Genomic DNA, 22,988 nt, shown 5'->3' on the forward strand with positions numbered 1-22,988 from the left:
GACATTGTTGTTGATGCTGACGGCCCCGGTGGTGTTTCCGACCCCGGCGGGGGCGTCGGTCGACCCCAGTGGTCCGCTCCACGCCTATGCCCGCGCGCGGATGGCGGATGGCGATGGCGCATTGGGCCAGGCGGTGGCCAGCTATCGGGAGGCTTTGCAGCAAGACCCGGCGCGGTTGGAAATCGCGCGCCGCGCCTATGTTCAGGCCCTGGAAAGTGGAGACCGGTCGCTGACGCGGCAGTCGGCCATACTGCTGGACGCGGCGGGCGCGTTGCCGCGTGATGGGACGCTGCTGCTGATAGGCGAAGCTTTGACGGCTAAGGACTGGGTCGCGGCGCGCAGCTTGACCGATCGCATGATGGAAGAGGGCAATTTCGCCTTTATCGGACCGCTCGTGCGCAGTTGGATATCGCTGGGCGAGGAGACATATGCGCCGCCGGTGATCAACGGCAAGGATCGCTTCGCGTCGCTGGGCTTGCGCTATGTTGACGAACATACGGCATTGCAGGCGCTGGCGCGCCGCGATCTGGCGGCGGCGGTGCCTGCGATCCGGCGGGCGCTGGCGATCCGCAGTGGCGACGGCGCGGCCCCGCGGCTGGCCTTCGCCGGTCAACTCGCCGCACAGGGCGCCAAGGCCGAAGCGCTGATGTTGCTGCCAGTCGGTAGCGCCAGCTTCGCACGCGCGCGCGCTGACATCGAAAAGGGCAAAAGGCTCAAGGCATGGGGTGCTGCGACGACCCCGGCGCAGGGCTATGCCCGGCTGCTGTCGCGACTGGCATTGGACGTATCGGCCGACACCAACGTATCGCCGCTGGGATTGCGGTTGGCGCGGATAGCGACGTTCGCCGATCCCGGCGGGGCGGAGCCGCATATCATCGCCGCGCATCTGCTGACGACGCAGGGGCATCCGGCGGGCGGCGCGACCGAAGCGCGAAAAGTGTCGGTCGACGGCTGGTATGGCGCGATGGCGCAAGCCGAATTGATCGATGCCCTGGCGGCGGCCGGCGATCTGGACGGCGCTTTGATGCTGGCGCGCGCACAGGCGGCCGAGCCGGGTGCGGAGGCGGAACGGCATGTGCGGCTGGGCCGCCTGCTGGCGCAGAAACAGGATTTCGACGGTGCGGCGGCGGCCTTTCGGCAGGCGCAGGCGGGCTATGCCGTGGACCAGATGCCTTGGACGCTGCTGCTGTTCGAAGGCAGCGCGCTGGAACAGGGCAATAGGTGGGACGAGGCGCGCGCCGTCCTGGAGCGCGCTGCGGCGATCGCGCCCAACGAACCGACGATCCTCAACTATCTCGGCTATGCGCAGATCGAGCGGCGGCAGAATGTCGGGGCGGCGCTGGAATTGCTGAAGAAGGCGAGCGCGTTGAAGCCGCAGGATGCGTCCATCACCGATTCGCTGGGATGGGCGCAGTTCGTGACCGGCAATGTCGATGCGGCAGTGCCGGTATTGGAGCGCGCGGCGGCGGGCGCGCCGACCGACAGCACGATCAACGAGCATCTGGGCGATGCGCTCTGGACGGCGGGACGGCGCTATGAAGCGCGCTACGCCTGGGCCGCTGCCTCGGTCTTTGCCGAAGGGGATGCGGCCGCACGGCTGGCGGCCAAGCGCAAGATAGGGATGACGCCCGAATATGCCGCACCCTGACCCGACGCTGGGCAGCGCGGACGATAGTTCGCCGCCTGCGATGACCGAGATCGCCTACGCCAAGGTCAATGTCGCCCTGCATGTGCGGGCGCGGCGCGACGATGGCTATCATGCGCTGGAAAGCCTGTTCGTGTTTGCAGAGCATGGCGACGGATTGCAGGGGTGGGCGACGGACGACGGCGCGATCGACCTGACCATCGACGGGCCGTTCGGCGGGACGTTGGATGCCGGAACCGACAATCTGGTGATGCGGGCCGCGCGCACTTTGCAGGCCTATCTGGGCGAGCAGCGCGGTGCGACGATCCGGCTGACCAAGCGGCTGCCGGTCGCATCGGGCATCGGCGGGGGATCGGCGGATGCCGCAGCGACGCTGCGCCTGTTGGTGCGCTTGTGGGATGTGCGGATCGATCCGGCGGAACTGGCCGGACTGGCGCTGGACCTGGGATCGGACGTGCCGGCCTGCATCGCGAGCGTGACGCAATTGGTCGGAGGCCGGGGCGAGAGGCTGACGCGCCATGTGGTCGAGGGACTGGAAGGATTGCCGATGCTGCTGGTCAATCCCGGCGTCGGCGTGTCCACCGCGCGGGTATTTGCGGGATGGGACCGGATTGATCGCGGTGCGCTCGACGCCGTCAGCTTTGCCGCGTTGCGCGAAGATGGCCGTAATGATCTCCAGGCCGCTGCGCTGGCGGTGGCCCCGGTTATCGGCGATGTGCTGGCGGTCCTGAAGGCGCAGGACGGCCTGTTGCTGGCGCGCATGTCGGGATCAGGCGCGACATGCTTCGCGCTGTTTCGTGACGACGCCGCGCTGGCTGCTGCGGCGCAGGCGGTGCGGCGGGCCAGTGCCGATTGGTGGACGATGGAAACACGGATCAGGAGCGTATGACGCAAGCCTATAGCCAGATCGACGGCGGAGACCTGGACCTGCTGATCGTCGCAGATCACGCCTCCGCCCATGTGCCCGACGATATCGACCTGGGTATCGATCCCGGCCTGCTACGCAACCATATCGCGATCGACATTGGTGTGGCGGAGGTCAGCCGATTGCTGGCGGGTCAACTCGGCGCGACGGCCATATTGGGTGGCGTGTCGCGGCTGGTGATCGATCTCAACCGGGAAGAGGACGCCGCCGGACTGCTGCCGGTCATGAGCGACGGTCATGCCATAGCGGGAAACCGGGACGCGGACCTGAGCGACCGGATGATACGGTTCCATCATCCCTATCATCGGCGGATTGCCCACCTTCTGGATGGGATGACGTCGCCTTTCATCCTGTCGGTCCATAGCTTCACGCCACGATTGGCGAGCGATCCGGAGCAGCAGCGGCCGTGGGATATCGGGATACTTTACAATCGGGACGATCGTGCCGCGCGCATCGCCATTCCCATGCTGGAAGCGGCAGGGCTGAAGGTCGGCGATCAGCTGCCTTATGCCGGGACATTGCTCAATGCGACGATGAACCGGCATGCCGAAGCCAATGGCATCCCCTATCTGGGCGTGGAGATGCGGCAGGATCTGGTGGGCGACGCCCAAGGGCAGGCGCGCTTCGCATCGCTGTTGGGACCGGTGGTGCTGGAATGCAGGAGCAGATTGGTATGATGCGTTTGGGGATCGCTTTCGCCGCTGTGATGCTGCTGTCCGGCTGTGGCGGGGATGCCTCGCTATCGCGGGACCAGTCAGGCGCGACCGCCAGTGATGCGCAGGGTAATGACGGCAAGGTGGAATGCGCGCTTGCGGGTTCGGGCGCATGGACGCGCGACTGTCTGGTCGAACGGGCCGGAAAGACGCTGACGATTCGCCATCCCGATGGTGGGTTCCGGCGCTTTACCGTGCTGGAAGACGGGCGCGGGCTGGAGGCGGCGGATGGCGCGGAGGCGGCGAAGCTCAACATATTGGACGACAAGCGGATAGAGGTGGTGGCGGGCAATGACCGCTACCGGCTTCCAGCACAAGTTGGCGGTGCGGGACGATGACCGGCGGGCCGATCCTGACTGCTGCGCAGATGCGCGCGGCGGAGCAGGCGGCCTTCGCAGCGGGTACGGACGCTTACGACCTGATGGAACGCGCCAGCGCAGCGGCGGCCGACATCATCTGGCGCGCGGGGCATCGGCGCGATGCCCTGGTCCTGTGCGGGCCGGGCAATAATGGCGGCGATGGCTATGTGATCGCCCGCCGCTTGCGGGAGCGCGGGGTGCCGGTCCGGATCGCCGCATTAGGCGAAAGCCGGACGGCTTCTGCGCTGCGCGCGCGGGCGGCCTGGGGCGGGTCGGTCGACGATATGATGACCGCCTACCCGGCGAGCCAGTTGATCGATGCGCTGTTCGGCATCGGACTGACCCGCGGTCTGGACGATGCGATGGTGGCGCGACTATGCTATCTGGCGAATACGGCCACGATCAGTCACGCCGTCGACGTGCCGAGCGGGGTAGATAGCGACAGCGGCGCGCTGTTGTCGGCCCTACCGCGCTTTGGCACGTGCATCGCACTGGGTGCCTATAAGCCTGCCCATCTTCTCTATCCTGCGGCGGCGCATATGGGGCGTTTGGTGCTGGCGGATATCGGGATCGACCTGCCAAGCCAGGTGCATCGACTGGACGCGCCGATATTATCCGCACCCTCGGTTGACGCGCATAAATATACGCGCGGGCTGGTGACGGTGGTCGGGGGCGAGATGTCCGGCGCGGCGATGCTGGCGGCGGCAGCGGCTGCGCATGCCGGCGCGGGCATGGTGCGGCTGGTGACGGACGATGTTCGGCCCCTGTCACCCCATGCGATCGTTCGGCAGCAGCATGGCGGCGACAGCTTCTCCGATCCACGGATCGGGGCCTTGCTTGTCGGGCCGGGGCTGGGACGAAGCACGACGGCGCGGGCGCGGCTGAGCGCCGCGCTGAATGCCGGGCATCCGCTGGTGCTCGACGCAGATGCGCTGACGTTGCTGGGTGAGACAAGTGCGAGAACTCTTCCCAAAGGCGCGATCGTGACGCCGCACGAGGGGGAGTTTCAACGGTTGTTCGGCGCGCTGCCAGGCAGCAAGATCGATCGGGCGCTGGCGGCGGCTCGGGCATCGGGCAGCGTGGTCATCTATAAGGGCGCAGATAGCGTGATCGCCGCGCCGGATGGCCGCGTGGCTGTGGCGACGGGCGCGTCGTCCTGGCTGTCGACGGCGGGAACCGGCGACGTGCTGGCCGGAATCGCCGCGGCACGGCTGGCGGTCACGGGCGATCCGTTCCGGGCGGCGTGCGAAGCGGTGTGGTTGCATGGCGATGCGGCGCGACGGGCTGGTGCGGCCTTTGTCGCGGATGATTTGCTAACCACCCTGCCAGCGGCTATCGCCGCGCGATTGTGAGAGACAGCGACTTAGACACCATCATCCGCATCGCGGCCAAGGGCGACGGCGTCACCGCCGATGGCCGCCACTTCCCCCTGACCGCGCCGGGCGACCGGATTCGACCGGATGGAAGTGTCGCTTTCGGTGTCCATCATGTCGAACCGCCATGCCTGCATTTCCCGGCCTGCGGCGGCTGCCAGATCCAGCAACTGGACGAGGAAAGCTACGCCGATTTCGTGACCGGGCGGGTTGTCGGGGCCTTGGCCGGGCAGGGCGTGGTGCCTGCGGCCGTACTGCCGCCACATATTTCGCCGCCGATGACCAGGCGACGGGCATCGCTGCGCGCGGCGCGGGCGGGCAATCGCGTCACGATCGGCTTTGCCGAGGAGGGCAGCCACAGGTTGATCGACCTCGACATGTGCGCGGTGCTGGACCCTCGCCTGTTCGCGCTGCTGGCGCCGCTCCGGGACTTGTTGACGACGATCCTGCCGGACAAGCGCGCGGCGCATGTGCGGCTGTCGCTGACCGACCAAGGCGTCGACCTGTTGCTGGATGGTGTGCGGGTCGAGGGGCTGGCAGCGGACGAGGCGCTGGGCGATTTCGCGCGGGCGCAGCGACTGGCGCGCCTGACCATAGACGAGGGCGACGGGCAGCAGACGCGCTGGGAGCCGGAAGCGGTGACCGTCAGCTTTGGCGGCGTGGCCGTGGGCTTTCCGCCCTTCGCTTTTTTGCAGGCGACGCCCGATGGCGAGGCGGCGTTGGTCGGGGCGGTGCGCGAGGCATTGCCTGAGACGGGCGCGATCGCCGATCTCTTTGCCGGGCTGGGCACTTTTGGGCTGGCGCTGGGCGCCGGGCGTCCGGTCTATGCCGGGGAGGGGGCGCGGGACGCCATCCTCTCGCTCAAGCAGGCGGGCGCACGATCGCAGCGGCGGCTCGCGGCCGATCATCGCGACCTGTTCCGGCGGCCGCTGACACCCGAGGAATTGAACCGCTTTGCCGCCGTCATCCTCGATCCGCCGCGTGCCGGCGCGCGGGAACAGGTGTTGCAACTGGCGGCGTCCGCCGTGCCGCTGATCGCCTATGTGTCGTGCAATCCCGCCAGCTTCGCGCGGGATGCGGCGCATCTGGTCGGTGCGGGCTATCGGCTCGACAACGTCAAGCCGGTGGGACAGTTTCGGTGGACGACCCATGTCGAACTGGTCGGCATCTTCCGCCGATAAAAAAATCCCTCGCTGCCGGGGGAAGCAGCGAGGGATGGCAATCCTCTCCTGGGGAAAGCTGCGTGAGGCTTAGCCCAGCTTGATGACGTTTGCGCGACGGCGCACGGGAAGAACTTCGGTGTAGAGGCTGGCCATAGGCTCATCCTCCACCTCGATCGTCGCTTCCGACGTGAAGCCGTTAAAGCCGGTCCGCATGGCGGCGCCATAGGCGCCCAGCATCCCGATTTCGATATAGTCGCCCACATTCACGTCCGAAGGCAGCATGAACGGACCGACCATATGGTCCATGTCGTCGCAGGTCGGGCCGTAGAAGGAAAAGGCTTCCAATGCCTCCTCGCTCTCGTCCTCGCGCAGCAGGGCGACGGGGAAGCGCCAGCCGATATGCGCCGCATCGAACAACGCGCCATAAGCGCCATCGGTGATGTAGAGTTCGGTGCCCCGGCGGCGTTCGACGCGCACGATGATCGAGCTATATTCAGCCGACAAGGCCCGGCCCGGCTCGCACCACAGCTCCGACGAATAGCTGACCGGCAGGCTTTCGAAACCGCGATGGATCGCCTCGAAATAATTTTCGAGCGCGACCGGTTCCATGCCCGGATAGACGGACGGAAAGCCGCCGCCGACATCGATGATATCGACCGTGACGGCCGCATCGACGATCGCGGCGCGGACGCGCTCGATCGCATCGCTATAGGCCTGGGAACTCATCGCCTGGCTGCCGACGTGGAAACAGATGCCCAGTGCGTCTGCAGCCTGACGGGTTGCCATCAGCAGTTCGCGGGTCTCGCCCAGTTCCGCGCCGAATTTGGACGCGAGGGAGAGTTCCGAATGTTCGGACGATACACGCAGACGAACGCACAATTCCAGATCGGTCGCGTCGTTGGTGGCGCGCATGATCTTTTCCAGCTCGTCGATCGTGTCGAGCGAGAAGGTGCGCACACCGTGAACGTTATACGCTTCCGCGATCGCTTCCTCGGCCTTGACCGGGTGCATGAAGCACAGCTTGACGCCTTCTTCACCGGCCAGCGTCTGCGCGACCAGGCGCACTTCCGCGATCGAGGCCACGTCGAAATGCGTGATGCCCGATGCGTATAGCGTGCGGATCAGATCGGGCGACGGGTTCGCCTTGACCGCATAGAGCGAGCGACCCGGAAACTTCTCAACGAAGAAGCGGGCGGCCCGAGCAGCGGCTTCGGGACGAATCAGCGTTACCGGTGCTGCCGGTTTGAGGGCGGTTGCTACCCCCAGCGCGCTAGGATGCTTGTGCAATTCAAGGGACCTCCAGTGTAGTTCAGGGCGAAAAAGCTGCCTTGCGGTGGAAGTCCCATGGGGCAGCGGACGGTCGATATATGCGGAGGGGTCCCTGCTGTAAAGCGCGTGTGAAAATTTTGTTGCGCGCCCTGCTACGAAACGTGCGTCAGGAGAGACGAGCCTTGAAGTCCTGGTAGGAAAAGGATTTGATTTCCGTGAGTTGATCGGTTTCCGAGTTCCAGAGCCAGATCGCGGGAAGCGGCACGCCGTTGAAAGTGTTGGTCTTCACCATCGAATAATGGGCCTGGTCGAGGAACGCGATGCGGGCGCCGGGTTCCGCGCCACCGGGGATTCGATAGTCGCCGATGATGTCGCCCGCCAGGCAGGAGGGGCCACCCAGGCGCGTCACCGGGCCATCCTCAGGCTCGTGCAACATGGCGGGGCGGTAGGGCGCCTCGATCACGTCGGGCATGTGGCAGGTGGCGCTGATATCGGTGATGGCGACGGGCATGCCATTGTCGATGACGTCGAGAATTTCGCCGATCAATATGCCTGCATCCAGCGCCATGGCTTCGCCCGGTTCGATATAGAGTTCCAACCCTGTCTGCGCCTTTATCCGTTGGAGGAAGGCGATGAGGTCATCGATCTGGTAGTCGGCGCGAGTGACATGATGGCCGCCGCCGAAGTTGAGCCATTTGAGGTTTCCGACATGGGGCATGACATGGGGTTCGATCGCGGCCCAGGTCCGTTCGAGCGGCAGGAAATCCTGTTCGCACAGATTATGGACGTGGAGGCCGTCAACGCCCGCCAGATGCTCAGGTCGCAGCTGGTCGATCGGGAAACCGAGGCGGCTGTGCGGCTGAGACGGGTCGTATTTGGGCACCTCGCCTTCCGGGTTGAGCGGATTGAGGCGCAGGCCGATGTCGAAGACGCGCCCCTCCGCGCGCGCCGCGTCAATGACGGGCTTGAGCCGCGCGATCTGGCCGGGGCTGTTGAAGATGACATGGTCGGAAATCTTGAGGATTTCGGCCAGATCGTCGGGTTTGTAGGCGGCGCAATAGGTGGCGACTTCGCCCTTATATTCTTCCCGCCCCAGACGCGCCTCGTAGATGCCCGATGCGCAGACGCCGTCGAGATATTCGCCCAGCACGGGGCCGAGCGACCACATGGAAAAGGCCTTGAGCGCGCCAAGCACCTTGATCCCCGCGCGATCGCCTATGTCCCGCAGGACGGACAGGTTGCGACGCACCGCGGCCTCATCCACCACGAAGGCGGGCGAGGGGACGCGGTAGAGGTCGAAGCGGGCGAAGGCGGCGGGATCGCCGGCGCGGGTTTCCATAGGTCGTTCCACTCCTGATGCACCACCGTCACCCCGGGCCTGACCCGGGGTCCCGCTGCCTTAAATAACGGTGGAAAAGAAGCGGGACCCCGGCTCAAGGCCGGGATGACGTATGTTCGTACGGTGAAGGTGGCTTAGAACGCCAGCGGCGCGTCCAGTTCCTTCACCTGCCAGGGCAGGCCGTGCTTGTTCAGCATGTCCATGAACGGATCGGGATCGAACTGTTCGATGTTGAACACGCCGCCGCCTTCGCCTTCTGGGGCCTTCCACGCGCCGGTCAGCATCATGGCCGCGCCGATCATCGCGGGGACGCCGGTGGTGTAGCTGACGGCCTGATTGCCGGTTTCGGCATAGGCATCCTCATGGTCGCAGACCTGATAGACATAGACGGTCTTTTCCTGACCATCCTTCTGGCCGGTGGCGATGTCGCCGATATTGGTCTTGCCCTTGGTGGTGGAACCCAGGCTCGACGGTTCAGGCAGCACGGCTTTGAGGAACTGGAGCGGAATGATTTCCTGCCCATTGTAAATGACCGGATCGATCCGGGTCATGCCGACATTCTGGAGCACTTCGAGATGCTTGAGATAGGCGTCGCCGAACGTCATCCAGAAGCGGATACGCTTGATTTCGGGGTAGAATTTAGCGAGGCTTTCCAGTTCCTCATGATACATGAGGTACATGTTCTTCGGCCCCACCTGATCGAAGTCGAACTGCTGCTTGTGGCTGAGCGCCGGGCCTTCGACCCATTCGCCATTGGCCCAGTGACGCGACGGGGCGGTCACTTCGCGGATGTTGATTTCCGGGTTGAAGTTGGTGGCGAAATGTTGGCCATGGTCGCCGCCATTGCAGTCGAGAATGTCGAGCGTGTCGATGGTGTCGAGCAGATGCTTCTTGATATAGCTGGCAAAGACGCTGGTGACGCCGGGGTCGAAACCAGAACCCAGCAACGCCATGATGCCCGCTTCCTTGAACCGTTCCTGATAGGCCCATTGCCAGCTATATTCGAACTTGGGCGTGTCGCGAGGTTCGTAATTGGCGGTGTCGAGATAGTCCGTCTTCGTAGCGAGGCAGGCGTCCATGATCGCCAGATCCTGATAGGGCAGGGCCAGGTTCACGACCAGTTTGGGCTGGACCTTTTCGATCAGCGCAATCGTCTCTGCGACATTGTCAGCATCGACCTGCGCCACGTCGATGGTCACACCGGTGCGCGCCTTTACCAATTCGGCGACCTTTTCGCAGCTGACGATCCGGCGGCTGGCGAGCGTGATATGGCTGAAAATATCGGGGTTCATCGCCATCTTGTGGACCGCGACAGACCCGACGCCGCCTGCGCCGATGACCAGAACCTTGCTCAATTGCTTCTCCATATCCGTGCCGCGCCTGACGCGCGAAAGCGCCCATATAGGGACGTCGCGTGACAGAGCAAAGTCACAGTGTCAGAAGCCGGCCCCGTCCACTTTCTGTATGGCTAACCCGTCGATATCGATCGACGGCACGCAGCGCAGGTTGATGGCGCGCATTTCTCCATCGGGTGACTTGCCAAGCGCGAAGGCTTGGGCGCCGCAGATGCTGCAGAATTGATGCGTGATCGCATGTTTGTAGAAGAGGTAATCGGTGAGATGGTCTTCGCCGCTTTCAATCGTAAATTGATCCGCGGCGACAAAGGTCAGCACGAGGCCCTTGCGGCTGCAGTGGGAGCAGTTGCAGGTCATCCCTTCAGTCGGCGGTTCGGCTGAGACGCTGAACGTCACTGCGCCGCAATGGCAGCTTCCTTCATAGGCCATGGCATGATCTCCTCCCGACCATGCTGCCCTAGGCTATCAGCTTCTTCAAGCCCTCGACCGTGTCCGCTTCCGCCGCAGGCTTGTCCTTGCGGATGCGCGCGATGCGGGGGAAGCGCATGGCGAGGCCGGATTTGTGGCGCTTGCTGTCGTGGATGGAATCGAACGCGACTTCCAGCACCAGCGTCTTTTCCACTTCGCGGACGGGGCCGAAACGATTGAGCGTGTTACCCCGGACGAAGCGGTCGAGCCATTTCAGTTCCTCGTCCGTGAAGCCGCTATAGGCTTTGCCCACCGGCAGCAGTTCGCCGTCTTCCGTCCAGCAACCGAACGTATAGTCGGAATAGAAGGAGGAGCGTTTCCCATGGCCGCGCTGGGCGTACATCATGACGCAGTCGGCGGTCAGCGGGTCGCGCTTCCATTTGTACCAGAGTGCCGCCTTGCGTCCGGCGACATAGGGGCTGTCGCGACGCTTGAGCATGACGCCTTCGATCGCGGCATCGCGCGCACCGGCGCGGATATCGGCCAAGGCGTCGAAGTCGGGGGCATCTATAAGCGCGGACAGGTCGAACCGATCCGACGGCAGCTGCGCCGTATAGGATTCGAGGCGGGCGCGGCGATCGGTCCAGGGCTGGGCGCGCAGATCGTCGTCGCCTTCGATCAACAGATCGTAGAGGCGGACGAAGGCGGGATAGTCGGCCATCATCTTGACGCTGACCGCCTTGCGGCCGAGACGCTGTTGCAGGGCATTGAAGCTGGCGGCGGCTCCACCATGTTCCGCCGCGCCCTGCACCTCGCCCTTTACCAGCAATTCGCCGTCCAGCACGGCGTGGCCGGTAAAGGCCTGCGCGATTTCCGGGAAGCTGCCACTGATATCGTCGCCCGCGCGGCTGTAGAGGCGGGTTTCGCTGCCTGTGCCGACGATCTGGATACGGATGCCGTCCCATTTCCATTCGGCGGCATAGTCGGTCAGGTCCACGCTATCCGCCTCCAGCGGGTGGGCGAGCATGAAGGGACGGAAATAGGGCGTGCCTTCCGGATCGGGGCGACCCGATCGACCCTCCGCCCAATCGAACAGCGCGGTATAAGGTGGCGCGAGGGCGTGCCAGACCTGCTCGACATCATCGACGTCCAGGCCGAAGGCGAGCGCGAAGCCGGTCTTGGCAAGGCGCGCGGAGATGCCGACGCGCAGGCCGCCGGTGGCGAGTTTCAGAAGCGCGAAACGGCCGGACGAATCGAGATGGTCCATCATCTGCGCCAGGGCATCGGGCGCGGCGGCCCGGCTGACACCATGGAGGCGGTCAATCACGGCCGAAAGGCTGAGCGAGCCGTCGTCCAGTTCGGCGGGTTGATCTTCGCGCTTGGGCCAGAGCAGGGCCACGGTTTCGGCGAGATCGCCGACATAGTCGCGGCTCATCTCGTAGAGGATCGGATCGGTGCGCGCGCGGATCATCTCGCCGATGGCAGAGGATTTGACGGCCTTCAGATCCAGATTGCCGGTCAGCGCGGCGAGTGCCCAGCCTCGGTCGGGGTCCGGCGCTTCGCGCATATAGGCGGCGATCAGGTCCAGCTTGCCGTTGCGGGAGCGGGTATAGACCAGGCCGTCGAGGAGTTGGGAGAATTGCCTCATGCGATCCGTCCCGTTCGGTTCGCGCGTGTCGAAAACCCGCGCATAGTGGTTCTCGACAAGCTCGAACCGAACGGATGTGGGGTGCGAAATCTTTTCATCCCTCATCCTCGTCTTCGCGGCCGACCAGGGCCAGGGCGCGGGCGCGAATCTGGTGGGTCATGCACCAATGGAGCAGCGCTTCCTCGCGGCCATGGGTGATCCAGGTTTCGGTCGGCGCGACTTCGCGGATCGTGTCGGTCAGTTCGTCCCAGTCGGCATGGTCGGATATGACCAGCGGCAATTCGACATTCTTCTGCCGGGCGCGCTGGCGCACGCGCATCCAGCCGGAGGCCATGGCGGTGATCGGATCGGGCAGGCGGCGGCTCCAGCGGTCGTTGAGCGCGGACGGCGGCGCTATCACTATGTGGCCGCGCATTTCCTTGGCCGCAACGCCGGTCGCTGGGCGCAGTTCGCCCATGTCGACGCCGAATTCCTGGTAGAGGGCGCACATCCGCTCCATCGCGCCATGGATGTAAATGGGATCATGATGGCCCCGGGCGCGCAATTCGCAGATGACCCGCTGCGCCTTGCCCAACGCATAGGCGCCGACCAGCACGCAGCGATCGGGGTTGGCGTGGAGCGCGACGAGCAGCCGGTCCATCTCGCTGCCGGTGTCGGGATGGCGGAAGACGGGGAGGCCGAAGGTCGCTTCGGTTACGAAGATATCGCAAGGCACGGGCTGGAAAGGCAGGCAGGTCGGGTCGGGACGCCGCTTGTAATCCCCGGTCACGACCACGCGCTCCCCAGCATGATCGAGGATGATCTGCGCCGATCCCAGCACATGACCGGCAGGCACGTAGCGGATGGTGACGCCGCCCATCCGCACCTCGTCGCCATAGTCGACGGCTGTGCCGCTGGCCGTGCCATAGCGCAGCGCCATGATCGCCAGCGTTTCGCGCGTCGCCCAGACATGGCCGTGCCCGCCGCGCGCGTGATCGGCATGGCCATGGGTCACCAGCGCCCGTTCCTGCGGCAGCGACGGATCGATCCAGGCATCGGCGGGGCGGACATAGATGCCGGTGGGGTGTGGTTCGATCCAATGGGTCATAGGTGCAGAAGATGGGATGGGCCGTCCGGGTTCCGCAAGGGCGAGTCATCGCGGCGTCATGCCCGCGTCATGCAGCCGACACGCCACTGCCCTAATGGCGCGATGACCACCCGGCAGCGAGGAGTGCGGACATGACAGCGACGGCGCATGACAAAGTCACCAACGCGGTGCATCGGCACCGGCATCTGTCCAAACAGGGGCTGTTGGAGCGGGCCTTCACCTTCGCCTTTCGCGGCCTGGTCTATGCCCAGATATGGGAAGACCCGGCGGTGGACATGGAAGCGCTGGCGATCACGTCCGACTGTCATGTGGTGACGATCGCATCGGGCGGCTGCAACGTCCTGTCCTATCTGACGGCCGATCCGGCAAAGATTACGGCGGTCGACCTCAACACCGCGCATATCGCGCTCAACCGGCTGAAGCTGGCGGCAGCGCGGACACTGCCCGACCATGCGGCCTTTCACCGCTTCTTTGCCCAAGCGGACGACAAGCGGAATATCGCGGCCTATCGCAGCATCGTCGCGCCGCATCTGGACGAGGCGACGCGGCGTTATTGGGAGGGGCGCGACCTGATCGGGCGGCGGCGCATCGGGGGCTTCGCGCGAGGCATCTACAAGCATGGGCTGCTCGGTCGCTTCATCGGTGCGGCGCATCTGCTGGCGCGGCTGCATGGCGTGAATCCCAAGCGGATGCTGGACGCGCAAAGCCGCGAGGAACAACGCGAGATTTTCGAGCGGGAACTTGCGCCGATCTTCGACAAGGGGTTCGTGCGCTGGCTGACCAGCCAGCCCGCCTCGCTGTTCGGCCTGGGCATTCCGCCCGCCCAGTTCGAGGCGCTGGCGGGTGACGAGCGGATGGACAGTGTGCTCAAGGCGCGGCTGGAAAAGCTGGCCTGCGACTTCGACCTGAAAGACAATTATTTCGCGGTGCAGGCGTTCGGACGCGGCTATGCAGCCGGAGACGGCCAGATCGAAGGGCCGTTGCCGCCTTATCTGCAGGCGGCGAACCATGACGCAGTGCGCGCGCGGGCCGATCGTGTGGATGTACGGCATGTCAATTTCACCGACTTTCTCGCTGCCCAGGGGGATGCGTCGTGCGACCGCTATGTCCTGCTCGATGCGCAGGACTGGATGGACGACGATCAGTTGAACGCGCTGTGGGCACAGATTACGCGGACGGCGAAGCCGGGCGCGCGGGTGCTGTTCCGCACGGCGGGCGAACCGAGCATCTTGCCGGGCCGCATCGCCGACGCCGTGCTGGATCGCTGGGACTATCGGGCGGAGGCGTCGCTGGATTATACGGCGCGCGATCGGTCGGCCATCTATGGCGGCGTCCACCTCTATGTGTTGAGGGATCGGCCGTGAGCGGCCATCGCCAGTTGATGGATGGGGTCTATCGCTATCAACGGCATATCTATGACCTGACCCGCAAATATTATCTACTGGGTCGCGACGGGCTAATCGCAGACCTCGATCCGCCGGTCGGCGGCGGGGTTCTGGAGATCGGTTGCGGCACTGGGCGCAACCTGATCGCGGTCGGGAAGGTCTGGCCCAAGGCGCGGCTCTATGGCGTCGATATCAGCGAGGCGATGCTGGAGACGGCCTGGGCGTCGGTGGCCAAGGTGGGGCTGGGTGATCGGGTGACGCTGGTGCAAGGGGATGCCTGCGGGTTCGACGCCGGAGCGCTGTTCGGGCGTGAGCGGTTCGAGCGGGTGTTCATCAGCTACGCCCTGTCGATGATCCCGGAATGGGAAATGGCGCTGGCGCAGGCGGCGCGCTGCGTGGCGCCGGGCGGCAAGCTGGAGATTGTGGACTTTGGCCAGCAGGATCGGCTGCCATCGTTGTGGAAGCGGGCGCTGTTCGGATGGCTCGGTCGCTTCCACGTGTCGCCGCGCCGGGAGTTGGCGACGGCGATCGCGCGGCTGGCGCAGGACACCGGCGGCTTTTCGCATAGTCGGACGCTATATCGGGGCTATGCGGTGCGGGGTGGGTTGATCCGGGTTTGAAAAAGGCGATGTGTTGGGACGTTGCCTCTTAACTTCACACATTTCCCATAGATTCTGAAATTTCAAAACGAATGTGGGAAATTTTATGACGCTGTGGCGCCGAAGCTGACGATGGGAAAGAGCGTCTATAACCTAGTGCGACACACGACCGTAGGACAGCGCTGCGTATCCCTCACCCAATCATTCTACGCCGCCTGCCGCGCCGTCTTTTCGAGTTCCAACCGATCCCAGATTTCCGCCAACGCCGACACCAAGTCGCGCATCATCTCTTCGTTATGGGCGGGGCCGGGGGTGAAGCGCAGGCGTTCGGTGCCGCGGGGGACGGTCGGATAGTTGATCGGCTGCACATAGGCGCCATATTCGGCGAGCAATATGTCGCTGATCCGCTTGGCCTTGACCGGGTCGCCGACCATCAGCGGAACGATGTGCGTGACCGACGGCATGACCGGCAGGCCTGCTTCGGCCATCAGCGCCTTGAGCTTGGCGGCGGAGGCCTGCTGGCCTTCGCGTTCCTCGCTGGAGCCTTTGAGGTGCCGGACGCTGGCCAAAACGCCCGCAACCAGCACCGGCGACAGCGAGGTGGTGAAGATGAAGCCGGGCGCATAGCTGCGGATCACGTCGACGATCATCTGGTCGGCCGCGATATAGCCGCCCATCACGCCGAACGCCTTGCCCAGCGTGCCTTCAATGATGGTCAGGCGGCCCGCAACATCGTCGCGTTCCGAAATGCCGCCGCCCCGCGCGCCATACATGCCCACGGCATGCACTTCGTCCAGATAGGTGAGCGCGTTATATTCGTCCGCCAGGTCGCAAATGTCCGCGATCGGCGCGACGTCGCCGTCCATCGAATAGACGCTTTCGAAGGCGATCAGCTTGGGTGCTTCGGGATCTTCGGCAGCGAGCAGTTCGCGCAGGTGATCGACGTCGTTATGACGGAAGACACGCTTTTCGCAGCCCGAATTGCGGATGCCCGCAATCATGGAGGCGTGGTTCAGCTCGTCGGAAAAGACGATGCAGCCGGGCAGCAGCTTGGCAAGGGTGGACAGCGTCGCTTCGTTCGAGACATAGCCCGAGGTGAAGAGCAGGGCCGCTTCCTTGCCATGCAGGTCGGCCAGTTCGCCTTCCAGATCTATATGATAATGGGTGTTGCCACCGATATTGCGCGTGCCGCCGGAGCCTGCGCCGACATCGTGCAGCGCCTCTTCCATCGCGGCGACGACCTTGGGATGCTGACCCATGGCGAGATAGTCGTTGGAGCACCAGACGGTGATGGGCTTCGGCCCGTTATGGCCGTGAAAGCAGCGGGCATTGGGATAGGAGCCGCGATTGCGCAGGATATCGATGAACACGCGATAGCGGCCTTCTTCGTGAAGCCGGTCGATCGCCTGCGAAAAGATGTGCTTGTAGTTCACTAGGCTTCTTCCCGTTTCCGTCGCGCGCTTATTCTCTATCGCTGCGCCATCCTCTTGCCCGAAGCCGCGTTTAACCGCGCAGCCGCGCCATTACCAGCGATAACCGTTCGCAACGCCGGGGAGAAACGCCTATCACTCTGATCGATCGCATTGACCATTGGACAAATGGCCTACCCCTTCACAGCCCAACAATCTCTTGCAGGCCATAGTCGGCTAAGGCCGGACGCAGCGCCTCTACCTTCGCATCGACGCGGGTGAATATGGCAAGGCCGGGCGATGGCGCGTCGGGCCAGGCCTGCCCTTCCGTCAGATATTGGATACGGCGCGCGATCCCCTCTCCGCCATGGACGAAGCCCATCGGACGCGGCGCGACGGCCGCCAGTTCTTGCTCCACCAAGGGGAAATGGGTGCAGGCGAGGACGACCATGTCCATGGCGTCGCCCCCCGGCTGATCGAGCAGGCCAGCTAGCGCGCTGCGGGCGATGGCGGGATCGAGCGGATCGCCGCGCAGCTTGGCCTCGGCCAGCTGAACCAGCGCGGCAGACCCGTGGCGCAGCACGGTGCAGTCCGCGCCATGTTCGGCCGCGAGGCGGTCGACATAGGGCTGGCGCACCGTGGCGTCGGTGCCAAGGACGCCGAAGACCCGGCTTTTGGAGAGGAGGGCGGCGGGCTTGATCGCCGGGACGGTGCCGACTACCGGGATGTCGAGCGCCGTGCGCACCGCTGCAAGCGCGATGGTCGAGGCGGTGTTGCAGGCGATGACGGCTAGGCGCGGGCGATAGCGTTCGACCAGGCGGCCCAGCAGCGCGGGGACACGTGCGGCGATTTCCGCCTCGCTCTTCGTGCCATAGGGAAAGCCAGCGCTGTCGGCGGCATAGACGACTGGCGCTGTGGGCAAAGCGGCCCGCGCAGGGGCGAGTATGGAAAGGCCCCCGACGCCGGAATCGAAGAAGAGGATGGGAGCATCGGGCGCGACCTTCATGGCAGCTGTGTCGCGGCATGGCGGGACGCTGTCAACGGGGAGCATCGTGAAACGGGACGCGGCAGCGGGCGGAAAGACGGTCGGCGCTGTGGTGCGGGGTCGCTAAGAAAGGGCGACGGCGGGTCTTGCCCTTGACGACTGTCACTCTATGGTCGCGCACACCCCTTATCGGCGAATAATATGACACCTCCCTGGCTTCTTCCTGTCTTTGTCCTGCTGCTGGGCTATCTGCTCGGCTCCATCCCCTTTGGCCTGATCCTGACCCGGCTGACCAACGCGGGCGATTTGCGACAGATCGGATCGGGCAGCATCGGCGCGACCAACGTGCTGCGCACCGGGCGCAAGGGGCTGGCGGCGGCGACCTTGCTGCTGGACTTGCTGAAGGGCGCTGCGGCGGTGCTGATCGGCGCGGCCCTGGTCGATGGCGGTGGGCCGATGGCGGGTGCGATGGCGTTTATCGGCCATTGCTATCCCGTCTGGCTGCGCTTTGCCGGGGGCAAGGGCGTGGCGACGATGATGGGCGTGGTGACGGCGATGTTCTGGCCTGCCGGGTGCATATTTGCAGCGGTGTGGCTGACGGCCTTGTTCGGCACGCGCTGGTCGTCGGTCGGCGGCATGACGGCGGCGGTCAGCGCGCCGATCGCCATGGGCGCCTTCGGCCGGATCGACCTGGTGCCCGTCGCCCTGGCGCTGGCGCTGATCGTGTTGTGGCGGCATCGCTCCAATATCGCGCGGTTGACGAAGGGCGAAGAACCGAAGATCGGCAGATCCAAGACCGAGCCTTCCGCCGAATGAGCGAGCGGGAGCGGTTCGATCGCCTGCGGCTCATCCGCTCTCCCCGGATCGGTCCGGTCAGCTATCGGCAATTGCTCGCGCGGTTCGGGACCGCTGGCGAAGCGTTGCGCGCCATTCCCGATCTTGCCGCGCGCGGCGGCGGCAAGGCGCGCGTGGCGGATGCGAGCGCGGTGGAGAAGGAGATCGCGCAGAGCCGGGCATTAGGCGCGCGCTATCTGCTGATGGGCGATGCCGATTATCCCGCGCTGCTGGACCAGTTCAACGGCGCGCCGCCCGCGTTGATCCTGCGCGGCGACTTAGCTTTGGCAGGCGGGCAGTGCATCGCGATGGTCGGTGCGCGCAATGCGTCCGCCGCCGCCTGTCGCTTTGCGCGCAGCCTGGCGCAGGATCTGGGACAACGCGGCGCGGTGGTCGTGTCTGGGCTGGCGCGCGGCATCGATACCGAGGCGCATCGCGGGTCGATCGCCAGCGGGACGATCGCCGTGATCGCGAGCGGGATCGACGTCGCTTTCCCGCCGGACAATGCGGCCTTGCAGGAACAGATTGCGGGCGAAGGGCTACTGGTCACGGAGCATCCGCCCGGCACCCAGCCGCTGGCGCGGCATTTCCCCGCGCGCAATCGCATCATTGCGGGTCTGAGCGTCGGCACGGTGGTGGTGGAGGCCGCGCCGCGATCCGGTTCGCTGATTACCGCGCGGCTGGCGGGCGAGGCGGGGCGGGAGGTCATGGCGGTGCCGGGATCGCCGATCGATCCGCGCGCGCAGGGGTGCAACCAGCTTATCCGCGAGGGCGCGATCCTGATCCAGAACGCCGCCGACGTGCTGGAGGCGGTGGGTAGCATCGATCCGCGTATGGTGCGGCAGGGCAGCTTCGGGTTCGTCGGCGAACCGGTGTCGAGCGACGTCGCCGCGCAGGAGCGGGAGGCGGTGATCGCCCTGCTGGGGCCGGTGGCGGTGCCGATCGACGAACTGATCCGGCTGTCGGGCCTGTCGCCCGCCGTGGTGCAGACGATATTGCTGGAACTGGAGCTGGCCGGACGGACGGACCGGCATTCAGGGGGTAAGGTGTCACTGATATGAGCGAAGCATCATGAACGAAACGGCAAGACGGATCGAGATCGGCGGCATTTTTTCCGCGGCCCTGGGCGATATCGGTCGGGACATCGCCCGCTATGGCGGGTTTGCGGTCGTGATCGGAGTGCTGGGCGGCCTGACGGACACCTATCTTCCGCAGGCCGGAAACATGGCGAGCAATATCGCCCTCTTCTTCCTTTCGGTGCTGGCGGTCTATCATACGCTACGGACGCGACTGGGCGCGGTCGAGATATCGCCCCGCTTCGGCGCGGCCTTCGGTTTCAGCCTGGTCTCCGGCCTCGCTATGGCGCTGGGGTTCGTGCTGCTCATCGTGCCGGGCGTGCTGCTGTTCGTTCGCTGGGCGGTGGGACTGCCCGCGCTGTTGCGCGAAAATCTGGGCATCACGGAGGCCATGCGGCGCAGCAGCGTGCTGACGCAGGGCAATCGCTGGCGGATATTGGGCCTCGGCCTGCTGATCTGGGTGCCGTTCCTGATCGTGATGGTGGCGATCGGCGGCCTGTCCGCCGCCTTTGCTGGAGAAGCGAGTCTGGACTCGCTCCTCTTCAACATATTGGTCAACCTGGCGGCGGGCGGTGCATCGATCCTGAGTTCGGTATGTTGGACCGAGGCCTATCTCACCTTGTCGCGGGAGGATGAAAGCGGGCGGTCGCTGGCGGAGATTTTCGCCTGAAATGGAGCGGGAAAGACTGGCATATGGCGGCGCTTGACGCGATAGCGACTTCGCCGCCAAAATCGCGCGTACGTGTGAGGCATATAATTTCGGGGCCATAATGCAGCTTGTCATCGTAGAATTGCCGGCCAAGGCGAAGACCATCGAGAAATATCTGGGCGGCGATTTCCACGTCCTGGCCAGCTATGGCCATATCCGCGACCTGCCGGCGAAAGACGGATCGGTCGATCCCGACGACGGCTTTGCCATGTCCTGGGAGAATTATGGCGACAAGGGCAAGCAGCTGAAAGCCATCACCGATGCGTCGAAGAAGGCGACGCGATTGATCCTGGCCACTGACCCTGATCGCGAAGGGGAGGCGATCAGCTGGCATGTGCAGGAAGTGCTACGCGCCAAGAAGGCGCTGCCGTCGGTGGTCGAGCGCGTGACGTTCAACGCGATCACGAAGGCGGCTGTGCTGGACGCTATGGCCAAGCCGAGGGCGTTGGACGAGGATCTGATCGACGCCTATCGGGCGCGCCGGGCGCTCGACTATCTGGTGGGCTTCACCCTGTCGCCGGTGCTGTGGCGCAAGCTGCCCGGGGCGAAGTCGGCGGGCCGCGTGCAGTCGGTCGCGCTGCGGCTGGTGGTGGAGCGCGAGCGCGAGATCGAAAGCTTCACGCCCCAGGAATATTGGTCGGTCGCGGCCGAGATGGAGCAGGACGGGCAGGGCTTCACCGCGCGCCTCGTCCGCTGGAAGGGCGAGAAGATCGAGCGCCTGACCATCGGCAAGGAAGGCGACGCCATGGCCGCGAAGGCGGATGTGGAAGCCGGGCGCTTTACCGTCGACAAGGTCGAGACGAAGCCGCTCACCCGTAATCCTCCCGCACCGTTCACGACGTCGACGCTGCAACAGGAAGCCGCGCGCAAGCTGGGTTTCTCGGCCAGCCATACGATGCGGATCGCGCAGCAACTCTACGAGGATGGCGCGATCACCTATATGCGTACCGATGGCGTACAGATGGACGGCAGCGCCATTTCCGCTGCGCGCAAGGCGATCGCGGAGCGCTATGACGGTGGCTATCTGCCCGAAAAGCCACGCCAATATCAGACCAAGGCGAAGAATGCGCAGGAAGCGCATGAAGCTATCCGCCCGACAGAATTCGGTCGCGATAAGGTGGGGTCGGGCGATCATGCGCGCCTGTACGACCTGATCTTCAAGCGCGCGCTGGCCAGCCAGATGGCGTCGGCGCGGCTGGAGCGGACGACGATCGACCTGGTCGATGGCAGCGGTAGCCATACGCTGCGCGCGACCGGGCAGGTCGTGATCTTCCCCGGCTTCCTGGCGCTCTACGAGGAAGGGCGCGACGACAGTGAGGATGACGACAGCAAGCTGCTGCCGCGCATCAGCGAGGGTGATGCCCCCGCCAAGAAGAAGGTGAGCGCCGACCAGCATTTCACCCAGCCCCCGCCGCGTTATTCCGAAGCGAGCCTGGTCAAGCGCCTGGAGGAACTGGGCATCGGGCGTCCGTCCACCTATGCTTCGACCTTGCAGGTGCTGAAAGACCGCGACTATGTGCGGATCGAGAAGAACCGCTTCTTCGCGGAGGAGAGCGGGCGGCTGGTGACGGCGTTCCTGGAGCGTTTCTTCGAACGCTATGTGTCCTACGACTTCACCGCCGGGCTGGAAGATGAGCTGGACGAGATTTCCGGCGGGCGCGCGCAGTGGCAGGCGGTGCTGGAAGCCTTCTGGCGTGATTTCAAGCCCAAGACGGCCGAGATCATGGAGCAGAAGCCGAGCGACATCACGGCGGAACTGGACAAGTTTCTGGAACCGATGCTGTTCCCCCCAAGGCGGACGGCAGCAACCCGCGCGCCTGCCCGCTCTGCGCCGACGGTCAGCTTTCCCTGCGTGGCGGACGGTTCGGGGCGTTCATCGCCTGCTCCAACTATCCCGAGTGCAAATATACGCGCAAGTTCGGCCAGCCGGGCGGCAAGGACGGCGAGGATACGGGGCCGGAGGTTCTGGGCCAGCATCCCGAGACGGGGCAGGACATCGTCAAGAAGTCCGGTCGTTTTGGTCCCTATATCGAAATGGGCGAGGGCAAGGAGGCCAAGCGCGGCTCCATCCCCAAGGATCTGCCCGATGGCGAGATGACGCTGGATTGGGCGGTGAAGTTGCTGAGCCTGCCGCGCGAGGTGGGGCTGCATCCCGAAACCGGCTTGCCGATCGTGGCGAATATCGGGCGCTTTGGTCCCTATCTGCTGCATGACGGCAAATATGGGCGACTGGCGAACACGGCCGAGATTTTCGAGGTCGGCATGAACAGCGCGGTGGTGAAGCTGGCCGAGGCGGCCAACCGTGGGCCGCGCAGCGCCGGGCGGGAGCCGTTGAAGGTGCTGGGCGCACACCCCCGCACCGAGGCGGAGATCAAGCTGATGGAAGGCCGCTATGGCGCTTACGTCACCGACGGTACGACCAATGCGACCTTGCCCAAGACGGTGGACAAGGACCAGTTGACGCTGGAGAAAGCGGCGCAGCTGATCGACGCACGTGCGGCGGCGGCCCCGGCCAAGAAGGGGGCGAAGAAGAAAGCTGCCCCTAAAAAGGCTGCGGCAAAGAAACCAGCCGCCAAGAAGGACGGCGAGACCGTAAAGAAGCCGGCGGCTAAAAAGGCACCTGCGAAGAAGAAGGCGGCGGCCGAGTAGGCCGTGTCGCCCGGTGGCGGGCCGCATCTGGTTGCGGCCCGTCGGCCCTGGCGACATA

At 65.0% G+C, this 22,988-nt stretch carries 19 protein-coding genes and 1 pseudogene; 12 read left to right on the forward strand and 8 right to left on the reverse strand.

What is annotated here, in order from left to right:
- Positions 1 to 13: 13 nt before the first annotated feature.
- From U5A82_RS12230 to U5A82_RS12255, 6 genes are read left to right on the forward strand one after another with little or no spacing between them, the layout of a single operon-like run.
- Positions 14 to 1,648, forward strand: coding sequence for a tetratricopeptide repeat protein (locus U5A82_RS12230; RefSeq protein WP_326292924.1), 1,635 nt, complete (start codon positions 14 to 16; stop codon positions 1,646 to 1,648).
- Positions 1,635 to 2,534, forward strand: coding sequence for a 4-(cytidine 5'-diphospho)-2-C-methyl-D-erythritol kinase (locus tag U5A82_RS12235; RefSeq protein ID WP_326291145.1), 900 nt, complete (start codon positions 1,635 to 1,637; stop codon positions 2,532 to 2,534). The genes U5A82_RS12230 and U5A82_RS12235 overlap by 14 nt, the downstream gene beginning before the upstream one ends.
- Complete coding sequence (locus tag U5A82_RS12240) at positions 2,531 to 3,247, forward strand: N-formylglutamate amidohydrolase (protein ID WP_326291146.1); 717 nt, start codon at positions 2,531 to 2,533, stop codon at positions 3,245 to 3,247. Before U5A82_RS12235 ends, U5A82_RS12240 begins: the two co-directional genes overlap by 4 nt.
- A complete protein-coding gene (locus U5A82_RS12245; protein ID WP_326291147.1) occupies positions 3,244 to 3,621 on the forward strand; it encodes a hypothetical protein in 378 nt (125 codons plus the stop codon). The genes U5A82_RS12240 and U5A82_RS12245 overlap by 4 nt, the downstream gene beginning before the upstream one ends.
- A complete protein-coding gene (locus U5A82_RS12250; RefSeq protein ID WP_326291148.1) occupies positions 3,618 to 4,994 on the forward strand; it encodes an NAD(P)H-hydrate dehydratase in 1,377 nt (458 codons plus the stop codon). Before U5A82_RS12245 ends, U5A82_RS12250 begins: the two co-directional genes overlap by 4 nt.
- Positions 4,991 to 6,196 carry a class I SAM-dependent RNA methyltransferase gene (locus tag U5A82_RS12255; RefSeq protein WP_326291149.1) on the forward strand — a complete coding sequence of 402 codons (1,206 nt, stop codon included), beginning with the start codon at positions 4,991 to 4,993 and terminating at the stop codon, positions 6,194 to 6,196. Before U5A82_RS12250 ends, U5A82_RS12255 begins: the two co-directional genes overlap by 4 nt.
- A 69-nt stretch (positions 6,197 to 6,265) precedes the next feature.
- Here U5A82_RS12255 and U5A82_RS12260 read toward each other — a convergent pair whose 3' ends face one another.
- The 6 genes from U5A82_RS12260 to U5A82_RS12285 all read right to left on the reverse strand — a co-directional run bounded on the left by U5A82_RS12260 (position 6,266) and on the right by U5A82_RS12285 (position 13,284).
- Positions 6,266 to 7,465, reverse strand: coding sequence for a type III PLP-dependent enzyme (locus tag U5A82_RS12260; RefSeq protein WP_326291150.1), 1,200 nt, complete (start codon positions 7,463 to 7,465; stop codon positions 6,266 to 6,268).
- A 148-nt stretch (positions 7,466 to 7,613) separates the two neighbouring features.
- Positions 7,614 to 8,786 carry a carboxynorspermidine decarboxylase gene (locus U5A82_RS12265; RefSeq protein WP_326291151.1) on the reverse strand — a complete coding sequence of 391 codons (1,173 nt, stop codon included), beginning with the start codon at positions 8,784 to 8,786 and terminating at the stop codon, positions 7,614 to 7,616.
- Positions 8,787 to 8,920: 134 nt separating this feature from the next.
- Complete coding sequence (locus U5A82_RS12270; protein WP_326291152.1) at positions 8,921 to 10,141, reverse strand: saccharopine dehydrogenase family protein; 1,221 nt, start codon at positions 10,139 to 10,141, stop codon at positions 8,921 to 8,923.
- An 81-nt stretch (positions 10,142 to 10,222) separates the two neighbouring features.
- Positions 10,223 to 10,570: a GFA family protein gene (locus U5A82_RS12275; RefSeq protein WP_326291153.1), complete on the reverse strand. Its 348-nt coding sequence runs from the start codon at positions 10,568 to 10,570 to the stop codon at positions 10,223 to 10,225.
- A gap of 28 nt (positions 10,571 to 10,598) precedes the next feature.
- Entirely contained in the window at positions 10,599 to 12,197 is a 1,599-nt protein-coding gene (locus tag U5A82_RS12280) for a cisplatin damage response ATP-dependent DNA ligase (RefSeq protein WP_326291154.1), read from the reverse strand.
- Positions 12,198 to 12,291: 94 nt separating this feature from the next.
- The gene (locus U5A82_RS12285; protein WP_326291155.1) at positions 12,292 to 13,284 is read right to left on the reverse strand and encodes a ligase-associated DNA damage response exonuclease; all 993 of its coding nucleotides are present in this window, start codon (positions 13,282 to 13,284) and stop codon (positions 12,292 to 12,294) included.
- A 131-nt stretch (positions 13,285 to 13,415) separates the two neighbouring features.
- On the opposite strand from U5A82_RS12285, the gene U5A82_RS12290 reads away from it, so the two are divergent.
- Both U5A82_RS12290 and U5A82_RS12295 read left to right on the forward strand, forming a co-directional pair.
- A complete protein-coding gene (locus tag U5A82_RS12290) occupies positions 13,416 to 14,648 on the forward strand; it encodes a BtaA family protein (protein WP_326291156.1) in 1,233 nt (410 codons plus the stop codon).
- Complete coding sequence (locus U5A82_RS12295; RefSeq protein WP_326291157.1) at positions 14,645 to 15,289, forward strand: class I SAM-dependent methyltransferase; 645 nt, start codon at positions 14,645 to 14,647, stop codon at positions 15,287 to 15,289. Before U5A82_RS12290 ends, U5A82_RS12295 begins: the two co-directional genes overlap by 4 nt.
- Before the next feature lie 185 nt (positions 15,290 to 15,474).
- On the opposite strand, the gene hemA is transcribed toward U5A82_RS12295, so the two are convergent.
- The gene (gene hemA, locus U5A82_RS12300; RefSeq protein WP_326291158.1) at positions 15,475 to 16,701 is read right to left on the reverse strand and encodes a 5-aminolevulinate synthase; all 1,227 of its coding nucleotides are present in this window, start codon (positions 16,699 to 16,701) and stop codon (positions 15,475 to 15,477) included.
- Between the two features lie 178 nt (positions 16,702 to 16,879).
- Positions 16,880 to 17,683 carry a glutamate racemase gene (gene murI / locus U5A82_RS12305; protein WP_326291159.1) on the reverse strand — a complete coding sequence of 268 codons (804 nt, stop codon included), beginning with the start codon at positions 17,681 to 17,683 and terminating at the stop codon, positions 16,880 to 16,882.
- Positions 17,684 to 17,863: 180 nt separating this feature from the next.
- Between murI and plsY the strand changes: the two genes are divergently transcribed.
- From plsY to topA, 4 genes and pseudogenes are all read left to right on the forward strand, one after another.
- Positions 17,864 to 18,478, forward strand: coding sequence for a glycerol-3-phosphate 1-O-acyltransferase PlsY (gene plsY, locus U5A82_RS12310; protein WP_326291160.1), 615 nt, complete (start codon positions 17,864 to 17,866; stop codon positions 18,476 to 18,478).
- Positions 18,475 to 19,557 carry a DNA-processing protein DprA gene (gene dprA, locus U5A82_RS12315; protein ID WP_326291161.1) on the forward strand — a complete coding sequence of 361 codons (1,083 nt, stop codon included), beginning with the start codon at positions 18,475 to 18,477 and terminating at the stop codon, positions 19,555 to 19,557. Before plsY ends, dprA begins: the two co-directional genes overlap by 4 nt.
- 10 nt (positions 19,558 to 19,567) lie before the next feature.
- Positions 19,568 to 20,242: a glycerophosphoryl diester phosphodiesterase membrane domain-containing protein gene (locus U5A82_RS12320; protein WP_326291162.1), complete on the forward strand. Its 675-nt coding sequence runs from the start codon at positions 19,568 to 19,570 to the stop codon at positions 20,240 to 20,242.
- A gap of 100 nt (positions 20,243 to 20,342) precedes the next feature.
- A pseudogene (gene topA, locus U5A82_RS12325) lies at positions 20,343 to 22,930 on the forward strand (type I DNA topoisomerase).
- Positions 22,931 to 22,988 lie beyond the last annotated feature (58 nt).

The organism is Sphingobium sp. CR2-8, from assembly GCF_035818615.1.
In the GTDB taxonomy this organism is placed as follows: domain Bacteria; phylum Pseudomonadota; class Alphaproteobacteria; order Sphingomonadales; family Sphingomonadaceae; genus Sphingobium.